This is a genomic window from Enterobacter sp. CM29, assembly GCF_013179605.1.
Classification (GTDB): Bacteria; Pseudomonadota; Gammaproteobacteria; order Enterobacterales; family Enterobacteriaceae; genus Enterobacter; species Enterobacter intestinihominis.
Genome location: NZ_JABMCU010000106.1, coordinates 1 through 15317 on the forward strand (window position 1 = coordinate 1; position 15317 = coordinate 15317).

The 15317-nt window shown below is 54.3% G+C and carries 13 protein-coding genes and 5 tRNA genes; 15 read left to right on the plus strand and 3 right to left on the minus strand.

The annotated features are described in order from the left end of the window. Positions 1 to 1583, plus strand: a 1583-nt coding sequence (locus tag HP459_RS13990) for a molybdopterin-dependent oxidoreductase (protein ID WP_171936358.1), incomplete at its 5' end; no start/stop codon positions are given. On the opposite strand, the gene HP459_RS13995 is transcribed toward HP459_RS13990, so the two are convergent. Continuing rightward, a complete protein-coding gene (locus tag HP459_RS13995; protein WP_171936359.1) occupies positions 1552 to 1992 on the minus strand; it encodes an N-acetyltransferase in 441 nt (146 codons plus the stop codon). The two genes, HP459_RS13990 and HP459_RS13995, sit on opposite strands and share 32 nt — an antisense overlap. After that, positions 1970 to 2551 (minus strand): DNA-3-methyladenine glycosylase I, encoded by a 582-nt coding sequence (gene tag / locus HP459_RS14000; protein ID WP_171936360.1) that lies wholly within the window; start codon positions 2549 to 2551, stop codon positions 1970 to 1972. Before tag ends, HP459_RS13995 begins: the two co-directional genes overlap by 23 nt. Before the next feature lie 160 nt (positions 2552 to 2711). Between tag and HP459_RS14005 the strand changes: the two genes are divergently transcribed. From HP459_RS14005 to dppF, 9 genes are all read left to right on the plus strand, one after another. After that, a complete protein-coding gene (locus tag HP459_RS14005; RefSeq protein WP_038415055.1) occupies positions 2712 to 3254 on the plus strand; it encodes a lipase in 543 nt (180 codons plus the stop codon). Positions 3255 to 3490: 236 nt separating this feature from the next. Beyond that, on the plus strand, positions 3491 to 4693 hold the full coding sequence (locus HP459_RS14010) for an MFS transporter (RefSeq protein ID WP_171936361.1): 1203 nt from the start codon (positions 3491 to 3493) through the stop codon (positions 4691 to 4693). Between the two features lie 239 nt (positions 4694 to 4932). Next, positions 4933 to 6627, plus strand: a complete 1695-nt coding sequence (gene eptB, locus HP459_RS14015; RefSeq protein WP_022646694.1) for a kdo(2)-lipid A phosphoethanolamine 7''-transferase — start codon at positions 4933 to 4935, stop codon at positions 6625 to 6627. Between the two features lie 91 nt (positions 6628 to 6718). Next, positions 6719 to 6795: transfer RNA gene (locus HP459_RS14020), tRNA-Pro, on the plus strand. Positions 6796 to 7416: 621 nt separating this feature from the next. Next, positions 7417 to 9024: a dipeptide ABC transporter periplasmic-binding protein DppA gene (gene dppA / locus HP459_RS14025; RefSeq protein ID WP_022646695.1), complete on the plus strand. Its 1608-nt coding sequence runs from the start codon at positions 7417 to 7419 to the stop codon at positions 9022 to 9024. 161 nt (positions 9025 to 9185) lie between these two features. Then, positions 9186 to 10205, plus strand: a complete 1020-nt coding sequence (gene dppB / locus HP459_RS14030; protein WP_022646696.1) for a dipeptide ABC transporter permease DppB — start codon at positions 9186 to 9188, stop codon at positions 10203 to 10205. Positions 10206 to 10214: 9 nt separating this feature from the next. Next, complete coding sequence (gene dppC, locus HP459_RS14035; RefSeq protein WP_022646697.1) at positions 10215 to 11117, plus strand: dipeptide ABC transporter permease DppC; 903 nt, start codon at positions 10215 to 10217, stop codon at positions 11115 to 11117. A gap of 10 nt (positions 11118 to 11127) precedes the next feature. After that, positions 11128 to 12111, plus strand: a complete 984-nt coding sequence (gene dppD, locus HP459_RS14040; RefSeq protein WP_010426220.1) for a dipeptide ABC transporter ATP-binding protein — start codon at positions 11128 to 11130, stop codon at positions 12109 to 12111. After that, positions 12108 to 13106 carry a dipeptide ABC transporter ATP-binding subunit DppF gene (dppF, locus tag HP459_RS14045; RefSeq protein WP_022646698.1) on the plus strand — a complete coding sequence of 333 codons (999 nt, stop codon included), beginning with the start codon at positions 12108 to 12110 and terminating at the stop codon, positions 13104 to 13106. Before dppD ends, dppF begins: the two co-directional genes overlap by 4 nt. Positions 13107 to 13149: 43 nt before the next feature. Here dppF and coaA read toward each other — a convergent pair whose 3' ends face one another. Beyond that, positions 13150 to 14100, minus strand: a complete 951-nt coding sequence (gene coaA, locus HP459_RS14050; protein ID WP_032622068.1) for a type I pantothenate kinase — start codon at positions 14098 to 14100, stop codon at positions 13150 to 13152. A 317-nt stretch (positions 14101 to 14417) separates the two neighbouring features. Between coaA and HP459_RS14055 the strand changes: the two genes are divergently transcribed. The 5 genes from HP459_RS14055 to HP459_RS14075 form a co-directional block, all read left to right on the plus strand. Beyond that, positions 14418 to 14493 (plus strand) — tRNA-Thr (locus tag HP459_RS14055). Positions 14494 to 14501: 8 nt separating this feature from the next. Next, positions 14502 to 14586, plus strand: a tRNA-Tyr gene (locus HP459_RS14060). A gap of 116 nt (positions 14587 to 14702) precedes the next feature. Further along, positions 14703 to 14777, plus strand: a tRNA-Gly gene (locus HP459_RS14065). 6 nt (positions 14778 to 14783) lie between these two features. Beyond that, positions 14784 to 14859: transfer RNA gene (locus tag HP459_RS14070), tRNA-Thr, on the plus strand. A 118-nt stretch (positions 14860 to 14977) separates the two neighbouring features. After that, positions 14978 to 15317 (plus strand): GTP-binding protein (locus tag HP459_RS14075; protein ID WP_000031699.1); only part of this gene is annotated, 340 nt, incomplete at its 3' end.

Sequence of the window (15317 nt, forward strand, 5' to 3'; positions counted from 1 at the left end):
TGGGTATCGCCCACACCCTGGTGGAGAACGGCTGGCACGACACGGAATTTCTGACGCGCTGCACAACGGGGTTCGATAAATTTGCCGACTATCTGACGGGCAAAACCGATGGTATCGCCAAAACCGCAGAGTGGGCTGCGGCGATTTGCGGCGTTGATGCCGCTAAAATCCGCGAACTGGCAGCGTTATTCCATAGCCATGTCACGATGCTCATGTCCGGATGGGGGATGCAGCGCCAGCAGTTTGGCGAGCAGAAGCACTGGATGCTGGTGACGCTCGCCGCGATGCTTGGGCAGATTGGCACACCCGGCGGCGGTTTTGGCCTTTCCTATCACTTTGCCAACGGCGGCAACCCGACGCGTAAAGCGGCGGTGCTGGCGTCCATGCAGGGCTCGGTGCAGGGGGGCGTGGACGCTGTGGATAAAATTCCGGTGGCACGCATTGTTGAAGCTCTGGAGAACCCCGGCGGGTTTTATCAGCACAACGGTCAGGATCGCCATTTCCCGGATATTAAGTTTGTCTGGTGGGCGGGTGGGGCCAACTTCACCCATCACCAGGATACCAACCGCCTGATCCGCGCCTGGCAGAAACCGGAGCTGGTGGTGATCTCGGAGTGCTTCTGGACCGCGTCAGCGAAACATGCCGATATCGTCTTGCCCGCCACGACCTCGTTCGAGCGTAACGATCTCACCATGACGGGGGATTACAGCAACCAGCATATGGTACCGATGAAGCGCGTCGTGGCTCCCCGGGATGAAGCGCGGGATGATTATGACGTCTTTGCTGACCTGAGTGAATTATGGGAAACGGGCGGACGGGAGCGTTTCACCGAGGGCAAAACGGATCTGCAATGGCTGGAAACGTTTTACCAGATTGCAAGCCAGCGCGGGGCTGCGCAGGGCGTGACGCTGCCGCCATTTGCTGAATTCTGGGAGGCGAATCAACTCTTCGAAATGCCGGAAAGCGAGCAGAACGCGCGGTTTGTGCGCTTTGCTGACTTCCGTCGCGATCCGGAGAATCACCCGTTAAAAACCGAAAGCGGGAAGATTGTGATCCACAGCGAGCGCATCGCCAGCTTTGGCTACGCGGACTGCCCGCCGCACCCGGCGTGGCTGGAGCCGGACGAATGGCATGGCAATGCGCAGCCGGGGCAGCTTCAGCTGCTGTCTGCCCATCCTGCCCATCGTCTGCACAGCCAGCTCAACTATTCGGCTCTGCGCGAGCAGTATGCGGTGGCGGGTCGTGAGCCGATCGCGCTGAATAGCGACGATGCAAAGGCGCGGCGGATTAACGACGGCGATCTCGTTCGCGTCTGGAACGCACGCGGGCAGGTGCTGGCTGGCGCCGTGGTGAGTGACGGGATCCGCCCAGGCGTGTTCTGCATTCATCAGGGAGCATGGCCGGATCTGGCGCTGGACGAGGGCGGTATTTGTAAGAACGGCGCCGTAAACGTGCTGACCAAAGATCTCCCCAGCTCGAAGCTGGGGAACGGCTGTGCGGGGAATACGGCGCTGGCATGGGTGGAGAAATATGAGGGGCCGGCGCTTCCCCTTACGGCATTTGATCCGCCTGCCAGCTCATGATCCACGTCGGGTGTTGGGTATCATCCTGCCAGGCGCTGTCTTCGATGCGAAAACCCTGAGCATGATAGAAATTCACCGCCCGCACGTTTTTCTGATACACCTCCAGGGTTAAATACGGGTAGTGCTGCTGAACATAGTTCAGCAGCGCACGCCCGATCCCCCTTCCGATGAACGCCGGGGCGACAAACAACGCCCCCACGAACTGGAACTGCATGAGGCTGATAAAACCGCACAGGGTACCGTTTTCCTCCCAGACCCAGGTCTCGGCGGCGGGAAGGTAATCATCCCGCACTACCGCTTCATTCGCTTGCCAGTAACTTGCGTCGATAAACGGATGCGCCTCGGTGGTGCTCTCCAGCCACAGACTCAAAAGCGGAGCGGTATCCTCACTTTGCCATTTGCGGATCATGGTGGCCCTCCGGGTGGCAGAAGCAGCCCTTAATGTGGTCATTGACCAGCCCGCAGGCCTGCATAAAGGAGTAACAGATGGTGGTGCCCACAAACTTAAAGCCGCGTTTTTTCAGCGCTTTTGACAGGGCATCTGAGGCGGGGGTAGACGTTGGGATCTCTGCAAGCGTGGCGGCCTGCGTCACCTTCGGCTCGTTATCCACAAACGTCCAGACAAAAGCTGAGAAGGGTTCGCCGTTTTGCTCCATCGCCAGATAAGCACGCGCGTTACCAATAATGGCCTGAATTTTACCGCGATGGCGGATGATCCCGGTATCCAGAACCAGCCTTTCCACGTCTTCGTCGGTCATGGCGGCCACCGCAACCGGATCGAAATGGTGGAAGGCCTTGCGATAGTTCTCACGCTTTTTCAGAACGGTGATCCACGACAGCCCGGCCTGCTGGCCTTCAAGGCAAATCATTTCAAACAGTTTTTTACCGTCGGTTTCCGGCACGCCCCATTCCTTGTCGTGATAATCGATATAAAGCTGATCCTGGCTTACCCAGCCGCAACGTTGCATAGGTCATCTCCCTTCCTGATACGGTAAACGCAAAAATTTCAATCTGCCCGGCTTGACGTGTTTGCTAAAGAGACAATAGTTAATACAGGGCTATACGCCCTAATACCTCTTCGAACAATGACATATATCGCCGAACTCGGCTCTTTCTGGAGTCGCTTTGATGATGTTAAAAAAAATCAGTGGTCGCCATGCTGCTTCTGGCCTGGTGGGTGTCTCAGCCTGCCTGCTTATATGTAACACCGCTTTTGCGTGGCAACAGGAATATATCGTTTCAGATGCACAAAGTAATACGACGGAACGCTATACATGGGACGCCGATCACCAACCTCGTTATGAAGATATTCTCGCGGAGCGTATCAACCATTCGCAGAATGCTGCGGGCTTTGCCCTGAACGACCCATCCGGTTCAGATGCGGAAACCGTTCTGAGCGTCGGCTGGAATTTTCCCGTGGCGGGACATTTTACCACCGGCCCCGTCATGGCGTGGCGCACTGATGGCGCTCCCCCTGCAACGGTGAATGCATTTGGTGAGGCAACTACCACGCAGCCGCTTACCGATCCCCTCTGGCATGCCAGCGTGAACTCGTTGGGGTGGCGCGTTGATACGCAGTATGGTGATTTACATCCCTGGGCGAAGATCAGCTACAACCAGCAGTCGGAGGAAGAATATTTGTACACCCTGGGCTTAAGCGCCAAATTTTAGGGTTGTTACTTTTTTAAACGCTGCGGTAACATATTTAATACAATAACGGCGCGGGCTGTGGTGATAGTGGTCACTCACCTTTAAGCGTTTTCTTTTCCGGCAAGGTCATTCATTCCCGCTTCCAGGCATTTCATTCCGTATCTCCTGCATTTCATGCCGTTTTACCCCTGGCGTTTTGGGGTTTTGTTTATCGTGTCCTCAGCGAACTTCCTTAATTTCTCTTGCAGGACACTGCCATGAACACATCAACTTATAACCGCACGCGTTGGCTGACGCTTTTCGGCACCATCGTTACCCAGTTCGCACTGGGCTCGGTCTATACCTGGAGCCTGTTTAACAGCGCCCTGTCCGATAAGCTCGGCGCACCGATAAGCCAGGTGGCATTCTCCTTCGGCTTGCTGAGCCTTGGATTAGCGATTTCCTCTTCCGTGGCGGGCAAACTTCAGGAGCGCTTCGGCGTGAAGCGCGTAACCATGGCCTCCGGGATCCTGCTGGGCGTGGGCTTCTTCCTGACGGCACATTCAAACAACCTGATGATGCTGTGGCTAAGCGCCGGGGTGCTGGTGGGTCTGGCGGACGGCGCAGGTTATCTGCTGACGCTGTCTAACTGCGTGAAGTGGTTCCCGGAGCGTAAAGGGCTTATTTCCGCGTTTGCCATTGGTTCATATGGCCTGGGCAGCCTGGGGTTCAAATTCATTGACTCCCATCTGCTGGCCTCGGTGGGGCTTGAGAAAACCTTTATGATCTGGGGCGTGATTGTGCTGGTAATGATCCTCTTCGGCGCCACGCTGATGAAAGATGCGCCACAGCAGGAAGTGAAAACCGTTAACGGCGTGGTGGAGAACGATTTCACCCTCGCTCAGTCCATGCGTAAGCCGCAGTACTGGATGCTGGCGGTGATGTTCCTGACGGCCTGCATGAGCGGTCTGTATGTCATCGGTGTGGCGAAAGATATCGCGCAGGGGATGGTAAAACTGGACGCGGCGACGGCGGCAAACGCGGTAACGGTCATCTCCATCGCTAACCTCTCGGGTCGTCTGGTACTGGGTATCCTGTCTGACAAAATCGCCCGTATCCGTGTGATTACGCTGGGGCAGGTCATCTCCCTGGTGGGTATGGCAGCACTGCTGTTCGCTCCGCTGAACGAGGCGACATTCTTTGCAGCAATTGCCTGCGTAGCCTTTAACTTTGGCGGCACTATTACCGTCTTCCCGTCACTGGTGAGCGAGTTCTTCGGCCTGAACAACCTGGCGAAAAACTACGGCGTCATTTATCTCGGCTTCGGTATCGGCAGTATTTGCGGTTCACTGATTGCCTCGCTGTTTGGCGGCTTCTACGTGACCTTCTACGTGATATTCGCTTTGCTGATTATTTCGCTGGCGCTGTCCACCACGATCCGTCAGCCGCAGCGCGAACTGTATAAAGAAGCGCATGTATGATGCGATGAAAAGAGGCCGCAGGGCCTCTTTTATTTATTTCTAAATCGCTTCCGGACTTGCTATTTTGTAAAAATCTTCATCGATTCACATTCTCTGCTGCCACTTTTCTTCCCTGCTGTGGTCTACTTATCGCGCTTGTAGACGTTTCTGATAACGGTTTCTCTCGCATCTACTTACTCTGTCAGCTTTCTCACTGAGATTCGGCGGGTTTTTATACCCCTTCCCCCAGGGTTGTTTGCATGAAATATATTAGGTCTCTTACCCAGCAAAGATTGTGTCTGATGCTGGCTGTCTATATCGGTTTGTTTCTGAATGGCGCGGTGCTGTTCAGACGAGTGGAAGGTTATTTCGAACACCTCACTGTAAGAAATGGAATTTTTGCCGCGATTGAAGTGTTTGGCTCAATTCTGGCGACCTTCTTCCTGTTACGCCTGCTCTCTCTCTTTGGCCGTCGTACATGGCAAATTCTGGCCTCGCTGGTGGTGATTATCTCCGCCGCCGCAAGCTATTACATGACATTCATGAACGTGGTCATTGGCTACGGTATTGTGGCCTCGGTGATGACCACGGACATCGACCTCTCGAAAGAGGTGGTGGGCCAAGGGTTCATCCTGTGGACGATTCTGACCTGCCTGATCCCGCTCTTCTTTATCTGGAGTAACACCTGTCGCTACACCCTGTTACGCCAGTTGCGTACCCGGGGACAGCGCATCCGCAACGTCGCCGTCGTTCTTCTGGCGGGTCTGCTGGTATGGGCGCCTATTCGCCTGATGGAAAAGCAGCAAAAACGGATCGAAAAAGCGACAGGCGTGGATATGCCAAGCTACGGCGGCGTGGTGGCTAACTCGTACCTGCCGTCTAACTGGCTGTCGGCGTTAGGTCTTTATGCCTGGGCTCAGGCGGACGAATCCAGCGATGTGAAATCGCTGATTAACCCGACCAAAAAGTTCACCTACCAGGCTCCGGCTGACGGGCTGGATGATACTTACGTGGTCTTCGTTATCGGCGAAACGACGCGCTGGGATCATATGGGTATTCTCGGTTATGACCGCGATACCACCCCGAAACTGGCGCAGGAAAAGAATCTGGTGGCATACCGCGGCTACTCCTGCGATACCGCCACGAAGCTCTCGTTGCGCTGTATGTTTGTTCGCGAGGGCGGTGCGAGTGATAACCCTCAGCGCACTCTCAAAGAGCAAAACGTGTTTGCTGTTCTGAAGCAGCTTGGATTTAGCTCCGATCTGTTCGCCATGCAAAGTGAGATGTGGTTCTACACCAACACCATGGCGGATAACATCGCCTACCGCGAGCAGATTGGCGCCGAGCCGCGTAACCGCGGAAAGAACGTTGATGACATGCTGCTGCTCTCTGAAATGGAACAGTCGCTGAAAAACCATCCGCAGGGTAAGCACCTTATTGTTCTGCATACCAAAGGGTCACACTACAGCTACTATCAGCGTTACACGCGCGATTTCGCCAAATGGACGCCTGAGTGCGTCGGCATTAACAAGAACTGTAGCAAGCAGGAGTTGATCAATGCCTATGATAACTCGATTCTGTATGTGGATACCTTCCTCAGCCGGGTGATTGACCAGCTTCGCGATAAGAAAGCGATTGTGATCTACGCGGCCGACCACGGTGAGTCCATCAACGAGAAAGAGCATTTACACGGTACGCCGCGTAAGCTGGCGCCACCAGAGCAGTTCCGCGTGCCGATGATCATGTGGATGTCGGACAAGTATCTGGAAAACCCGGACAAAGCCAAAATGTTTGCCCACCTGAAACAGCAGGCAGAGATTAAGGTACCGCGCCGTCACGTTGAGCTGTACGACACTATTATGGGCTGTCTCGGCTATACCTCACCGAATGGTGGGATTAACGAAAACAACAACTGGTGTAAACTCCCTGATAACACCACAAAAGCCGCGCAGTAGCTGGTCTGGCGAGAATATCGCCAGTTGAATGGCTTTTTGAAAATAAGGGATTGACGAGGGCGCACCTCAGCAGTAAGATGCGCTCCGCATTCGGCGAGTAGCGCAGCTTGGTAGCGCAACTGGTTTGGGACCAGTGGGTCGGAGGTTCGAATCCTCTCTCGCCGACCACATTCTAAAAAGGGCTAACCGCAAGGTTAGCCCTTTTTGCATTAACGCGTTACCCCACCCGAGTCCTCAAAATACCCCTTAGCCCTGCTTCCCCCTGCCTGCTTGCGGTTTTGTGACATAATCCATTGTATTTTTTTATATATAGTTTGATCTTTTTTCGCGTTGCTTATGGATAACCTCAGCATTTTTCGCTGTGCGTTTTAACGTTCGCGGTATTTAGTGCTCAGATAATCACCATTCTGTAAGAAAATTTACCCATTCTGAATAAAACTTAATCACTGGGTGTTGCGAAATAGGGAGGGGTTTGTGCTGCAACATGGCGAGTAGCATAAATTTCTCTGCTGAAAACTGGCATTCAGAGTTTTTTTAATCTTTGTTTGCGGTTTCTCACACTCCACGTAAATCCCCGCCACCTGTATTGACGTTTTCACATTCTGTTGACAGATTGTAGGGCACGAGGGGCATTTCAGGGAGGATCTGCGCTGCAACTCAAACGCTCTTCTGAAAGGATTCTCTATCCCTTTTAACGCCCTCGGGCATCACCGACCGGACCGGGTAAAAAATAAATAAAGGTCAGGCGGCGTAACACAACAAAGCAAAACATCACATTGGAGCACAATAATGAGTATTTCCTTGAAGAAGTCAGGGATGCTGAAGCTTGGTCTGAGCCTGGTGGCCATGACCGTCGCAGCAAGCGTACAGGCAAAAACCCTGGTTTACTGTTCTGAAGGCTCTCCGGAAGGCTTTAACCCACAGCTCTTTACCTCTGGTACGACTTACGACGCAAGCTCTGTACCGATCTATAACCGTCTGGTTGAATTTAAAACCGGTACCACGGAAGTGATTCCTGGCCTGGCTGAAAAGTGGGATATCAGCGAAGACGGTAAAACCTATACCTTCCACCTGCGTCAGGGCGTGAAGTGGCAGGACAGCAAAGAATTCAAACCTACGCGCGACTTTAACGCCGACGACGTAGTGTTCTCCTTCGACCGTCAAAAAAATGCCCAGAACCCGTACCATAAAGTGTCTGGCGGCAGCTATGAATACTTCGAAGGGATGGGTCTGCCAGACCTGATTGCTGAAGTGAAAAAAGTGGACGATAAAACCGTTCAGTTCGTGCTGACGCGTCCGGAAGCGCCATTCCTCGCTGACCTGGCGATGGACTTCGCCTCTATTCTCTCTAAAGAGTACGCGGACAACATGCTGAAAGCCGGCACGCCGGAAAAAGTGGACCTGAACCCAATCGGTACCGGCCCGTTCCAGCTACTTCAGTACCAGAAAGATTCCCGTATTCTGTATAAAGCCTTCCCGGGCTACTGGGGCACCAAGCCGCAGATCGACCGTCTGGTCTTCTCCATCACGCCTGACGCATCCGTGCGTTACGCAAAATTGCAGAAAAACGAATGTCAGGTGATGCCGTATCCAAACCCGGCTGACATCGCGCGCATGAAGCAGGACAAAAATATCAACCTGATGGAGCAGGCGGGCCTGAACGTGGGTTATCTCTCCTTCAACACCGAGAAGAAACCGTTCGATGACGTGAAAGTGCGTCAGGCGCTGACCTACGCGGTGAACAAAGAAGCGATCATCAAAGCCGTTTACCAGGGCGCTGGCGTTGCGGCCAAGAACCTGATCCCACCAACCATGTGGGGCTATAACGACGACATTAAGGACTACACCTACGATCCTGAGAAAGCGAAAGCGCTGCTGAAAGAAGCGGGCCAGGATAAAGGTTTCACCGTTGAGCTGTGGGCGATGCCGGTACAGCGTCCTTACAACCCGAACGCACGTCGTATGGCGGAAATGGTTCAGGCTGACTGGGCGAAGATTGGCGTACAGGCCAAAATTGTGACCTACGAGTGGGGCGAGTACCTGAAACGCGCCAAAGCGGGCGAACACCAGGCGGTCATGATGGGCTGGACCGGCGACAACGGGGATCCGGACAACTTCTTCGCGACCCTGTTCAGCTGTGCGGCAGCGAAAGACGGTTCCAACTACTCTCGCTGGTGCTACAAGCCGTTTGAAGACCTGATCCAGCCGGCGCGTGCGACCGATGATCACAACAAACGTATCGAACTGTACAAGCAAGCGCAGGTTGTCATGCACGATCAGGCTCCGGCGCTGATTGTTGCTCACTCCACCGTGTACGAGCCAGTGCGTAAAGAAGTGAAGGGCTACGTGGTCGATCCACTGGGCAAACACCACTTCGAAAACGTGTCTGTTGAATAATAAGTAGGGTGTTCTCCCTCTCCCTGTGGGAGAGGGCAGGGGTGAGGGGCGTGCATGCATCCCCTCACCCTAACCCTCTCCCGAAGGGAGAGGGAATTTACATTTGTGAGCAATACAGACGACACGCTACTGAGCGTGCGTCATCAGAGAGAATCCGGGTTATGTTGCAGTTCATCCTCCGACGTCTGGGACTGGTTATCCCGACGTTTATCGGTATCACCCTTCTCACTTTTGCCTTCGTCCATATGATCCCGGGTGATCCGGTGATGATTATGGCGGGCGAGCGTGGTATCTCCCCTGAACGTCATGCGCAACTGCTGGCTGAACTCGGCCTTGATAAGCCGATGTGGCAGCAGTACCTCCACTACATCTGGGGCGTATTACACGGCGATTTAGGGATTTCACTGAAAAGCCGTCTTCCGGTGTGGGACGAGTTCGTGCCGCGTTTCCAGGCGACGCTGGAACTCGGCATCTGCGCCATGATCTTCGCGACCGCGGTGGGGATTCCCGTCGGCGTGCTGGCTGCCGTTAAGCGTGGCTCTATTTTCGACCACACCGCCGTTGGCCTGGCACTGACCGGCTACTCCATGCCTATCTTCTGGTGGGGCATGATGCTGATCATGCTGGTCTCGGTGCAGTGGAACCTGACGCCGGTCTCCGGACGTGTCAGCGATATGGTTTTCCTTGACGACACCAACCCGTTAACCGGCTTTATGCTGATTGATACGGCGATCTGGGGCGAAGAGGGCAACTTCATTGATGCGGTTGCGCACATGATCCTGCCTGCAATGGTGCTGGGCACCATCCCACTTGCGGTGATCGTGCGTATGACTCGTTCCTCCATGCTGGAAGTGCTGGGCGAAGATTATATTCGTACTGCCCGCGCTAAAGGTCTGACCCGTATGCGCGTCATCATCATTCATGCCCTGCGTAACGCCATGCTGCCGGTGGTGACCGTTATCGGTTTGCAGGTCGGTACGCTGCTGGCCGGGGCGATCCTGACCGAAACCATCTTCTCCTGGCCAGGCCTTGGACGCTGGCTGATTGATGCGCTGCAACGCCGTGACTATCCGGTTGTGCAGGGCGGTGTATTGCTGGTCGCGACGATGATTATCCTCGTCAACCTGCTGGTCGATTTGCTGTACGGCGTGGTGAACCCGCGTATTCGTCATAAGAAGTAAGGGGCCATCATGTCACAAGTTACTCAAAATAAAGCGGTTACCGCACCGGTACCAATGACGCCGATGCAGGAATTCTGGCACTACTTCAAGCGCAACAAAGGCGCGGTCGTCGGGCTGGTGTATGTTTCCATTATGATCCTGATTGCGGTGTTTGCGAACTTCCTTGCGCCGTATAACCCCGCGGACCAGTTCCGTGATGCGCTGCTCGCGCCACCGGCCTGGCAGGAAGGTGGTAGCCTGACGCACCTGCTCGGTACTGATGACGTTGGCCGCGATGTGCTGTCTCGTCTGATGTACGGCGCGCGCCTCTCTCTGCTGGTTGGCTGTCTTGTGGTGGTGTTGTCGCTGATCATGGGCGTTGTGCTTGGTCTGGTGGCGGGCTACTTCGGCGGCATCGTTGATAACGTCATCATGCGTATCGTCGATATCATGCTGGCATTGCCAAGCCTTCTGCTGGCCCTGGTGCTGGTCGCGGTCTTTGGTCCTTCGATAGGCAATGCCGCGCTCGCGCTAACGTTCGTTGCGCTTCCTCACTATGTCCGATTAACCCGTGCGGCCGTGCTGGTCGAGGTGAACCGCGATTATGTGACGGCATCTCGAGTGGCGGGTGCGGGGGCGATGCGCCAGATGTTCGTCAATATTCTTCCTAACTGCCTTGCACCGCTGATTGTTCAGGCGTCGCTCGGTTTTTCTAACGCCATTCTCGATATGGCCGCTCTTGGCTTCCTTGGCATGGGTGCGCAGCCGCCAACACCGGAATGGGGCACCATGCTCTCCGACGTGTTGCAGTTCGCGCAAAGCGCCTGGTGGGTCGTCACCTTCCCGGGTCTGGCGATTCTGCTGACGGTGCTGGCATTTAACCTGATGGGTGATGGTCTGCGTGATGCACTTGATCCCAAACTGAAGCAGTAAGAGGCACGAGATGGCGTTATTAAATGTAGATAAATTATCGGTGCACTTCGGCGATGAAGGCACACCGTTTCGTGCTGTGGACCGCATCAGCTATAGCGTAAATCAGGGCGAAGTGGTTGGTATCGTTGGGGAGTCCGGTTCCGGTAAGTCAGTGAGTTCACTGGCAATCATGGGGCTGATTGATTATCCCGGCCGCGTAATGGCGGAAAGCCTGGAGTTCAATGGTCAGGATCTGCAGCGCATTTCCGAAAAACAGCGCCGCCAACTGGTGGGAGCGGAAGTGGCGATGATCTTCCAGGACCCGATGACCAGTCTGAACCCGTGTTACACCGTGGGTTTCCAGATTATGGAAGCCATTAAGGTGCACCAGGGCGGTAACAAGCAAACCCGTCGCCAGCGCGCTATTGACCTGCTGACGCAGGTGGGTATACCCGATCCGGCATCGCGTCTGGACGTTTATCCGCACCAGTTGTCCGGTGGGATGAGTCAGCGTGTAATGATCGCGATGGCCATTGCCTGTCGTCCAAAACTGCTGATTGCCGATGAACCGACAACCGCGCTGGACGTGACCATTCAGGCGCAAATTATTGAGCTACTGCTGGAGTTGCAGCAGAAAGAGAATATGGCGCTGGTGCTGATTACGCACGATCTGGCGCTGGTGGCTGAAGCGGCACACAAAATCATTGTGATGTATGCAGGCCAGGTGGTGGAGACCGGGAGTTCACACGATATCTTCCGGGCCCCGCGTCATCCCTATACGCAGGCGCTGCTGCGCGCGCTGCCGGAGTTCGCGCAGGATAAAGCGCGTCTGGCCTCGCTGCCGGGGGTGGTACCGGGTAAATATGACCGTCCTCAGGGCTGTCTGCTTAACCCGCGCTGCCCGTATGCGACGGATAAATGCCGCGTCGACGAGCCGGAGCTGAACCTGTTAGCTGACGGACGTCAGTCGAAATGCCACTACCCACTCGATGATGCCGGGAGGCCAACACTATGAGTACGCAACAAATGCTGTTGCAGGCCATCGACCTGAAAAAACATTACCCGGTGAAGAAGGGCCTCTTTGCTCCTGAGCGCCTGGTAAAAGCGCTGGATGGTGTCTCCTTTACTCTCGAACGCGGAAAAACGCTGGCGGTGGTAGGGGAATCTGGCTGTGGGAAGTCCACGCTGGGCCGTCTGTTAACGATGATTGAAGTTCCGACTGGCGGCGAGCTTTACTATCAGGGCCAGGATCTGCTCAAGCACGATCCGCAGGCGCAGAAACTGCGACGTCAGAAAATCCAGATTGTGTTCCAGAATCCGTATGGTTCGCTGAACCCGCGAAAAAAAGTGGGGCAGATTCTGGAAGAGCCGCTGCTGATCAACAGCAACCTGAGCAAAGAGCAGCGTCGTGAAAAAGCGCTGGCGATGATGGCGAAGGTGGGCCTGAAAACCGAGCATTACGATCGCTATCCGCATATGTTCTCTGGCGGTCAACGTCAGCGTATCGCCATCGCCCGTGGTCTGATGCTCGACCCGGACGTGGTGATTGCCGATGAACCGGTTTCGGCGCTCGACGTATCCGTGCGTGCGCAGGTGCTGAACCTGATGATGGATTTACAGCAGGATCTTGGGCTGTCGTACGTTTTCATCTCCCATGACCTGTCTGTGGTTGAGCACATTGCCGATGAGGTGATGGTGATGTATCTGGGACGCTGCGTAGAGAAGGGGACGAAAGATCAGATCTTTAATAACCCGCGTCATCCATATACTCAGGCACTACTGTCTGCGACGCCGCGACTGAACCCGGATGACCGTCGTGAGCGCATTAAGCTGACCGGCGAGTTACCAAGCCCGCTTAACCCGCCGCCGGGATGTGCGTTCAACGCCCGCTGCCGTCGCCGCTTCGGTCCGTGTACGCAGTTGCAGCCACAACTGAAAGATTATGGTGGACAGCTGGTGGCCTGCTTCGCGGTCGATCAGGATGAAAACGGCGAAAAGCCGCATGCATAAAGGAAAAAACCGGCGATTAGCCGGTTTTTTTTACGTCTGAGATCTACTTCCGTAAACGAATCTGGTCAACGGCGTGTTTCTCACTCTTGGTGAGGATCAGGCTTGCACGTTCGCGCGTCGGCAGGATGTTCTCTTTGAGGTTGACGTAGTTGATCTCATTCCACAGCCCGGTCGCCACGTTGATAGCCTCTTCTTCAGAGAGCTGAGCGTAGTTGTGGAAGTAAGAATCCGGGTCGGTGAACGCCCCTTCACGGAACTTCAGGAAGCGGTTGATATACCAGCGTTGCAACAGATCTTCAGGCGCATCCACATAAATTGAGAAATCGACGAAGTCAGAGACAAACACGTGATGCGGATCGTGAGGGTAATCCATCCCGCTTTGCAGTACGTTTAACCCCTCCAGAATCAGGATGTCGGGCTGCACCACCGTTTTGTCACCATCCGGGATGCGGTCGTAGATCAGATGCGAGTAGACCGGTGCGGTAACGTTCGGCACGCCCGATTTTAAATCAGAGACAAACTTTACCAGGCGGTGCATATCATAAGAGAGCGGGAAGCCCTTCTTCTTCATCAGGCCGCGTTCTTTCAACACCTCATTGGGATGCAGGAAGCCGTCGGTGGTGATCAGCTCCACGCTGCGGTGTTCCGGCCAGCGGCTCAGCAGCGCCTGAAGCACGCGCGCGGTGGTACTTTTACCCACTGCCACGCTGCCCGCAATACTGATGATATAAGGAATACGTTGACCGTTCGTGCCGAGGAACTGTTCCAGTACGGCCTGACGACGCAAGTTGGAGCTGATATAAAAGTTAAGCAAGCGAGAGAGGGGGAGATAGATTTCTGCCACCTCTTCCAGGGAGAGATCTTCGTTTATCCCTTTTAGCCGTGCGATTTCACCTTCCGTCAGTGTCATAGGGACGGAGTCACGCAGGGCTGCCCACTGGCTACGGTTAAACTGAAGATAGGGCGTCATTAACGTTTGCTCTTTTTTGCTCATAAGCATGCTTCTGTGAACCATCACGAAACGGCGGGTGCGGGCTCATCACATAGTTAATTTTGGACAATGGGCAGGAGGTTAACACCAGATGAAAGGAATAATAAGAAAAAATATGGGAAAGCGATGCTTAACCGGGCAGGCATCACCCGGGGCTATAGCGTGCCGAAATCAGGCGTTCATGTTGGATTTTTAATCACGAGCGGGTGAATTTACAGCGGTTAGCCCTGGTTTCGAATAAAATGTGAGCGAAAGAACGTTTTATGCAATTTTTTAGTTGCATGACTGCGCAGGTCTCCATAGAATGCGCGCTACTTGATGCCGACTTAGCTCAGTAGGTAGAGCAACTGACTTGTAATCAGTAGGTCACCAGTTCGATTCCGGTAGTCGGCACCATCAAGTCCGGTGGGGTTCCCGAGCGGCCAAAGGGAGCAGACTGTAAATCTGCCGTCACAGACTTCGAAGGTTCGAATCCTTCCCCCACCACCACTTTCTGGCAGCGTCAACGCCGCCGGAGCTGGTTGGAAAAATTGACCAGCTCGAACAGAAAAGAGAGAAATCTCTTTTTTTGTTACAGAAAGAACTGGGTAGCCGAGTTTCAGGATGCGGGCATCGTATAATGGCTATTACCTCAGCCTTCCAAGCTGATGATGCGGGTTCGATTCCCGCTGCCCGCTCCAATACGTGCTGATATGGCTCAGTTGGTAGAGCGCACCCTTGGTAAGGGTGAGGTCCCCAGTTCGACTCTGGGTATCAGCACCACTTCACTTCTCCCTCCCTTTCTCTCTGTTTCAATTTAAATGTATTCAACAGTTCAGGCATTTTCGCCTGGTTGATGTGGTGATATCACCGATTTATCCGTGTCTTAGAGGGACAATCGATGTCTAAAGAAAAGTTTGAACGTACAAAACCGCACGTTAACGTCGGTACTATCGGCCACGTTGACCATGGTAAAACAACGCTGACCGCTGCAATCACTACCGTACTGGCTAAAACCTACGGCGGTGCTGCTCGTGCTTTCGACCAGATCGATAACGCACCAGAAGAAAAAGCTCGTGGTATCACCATCAACACCTCTCACGTTGAGTATGACACCCCGACTCGCCACTACGCACACGTAGACTGCCCAGGCCACGCCGACTATGTTAAAAACATGATCACCGGTGCTGCGCAGATGGACGGCGCGATCCTGGTTGTTGCTGCGACTGACGGCCCTATGC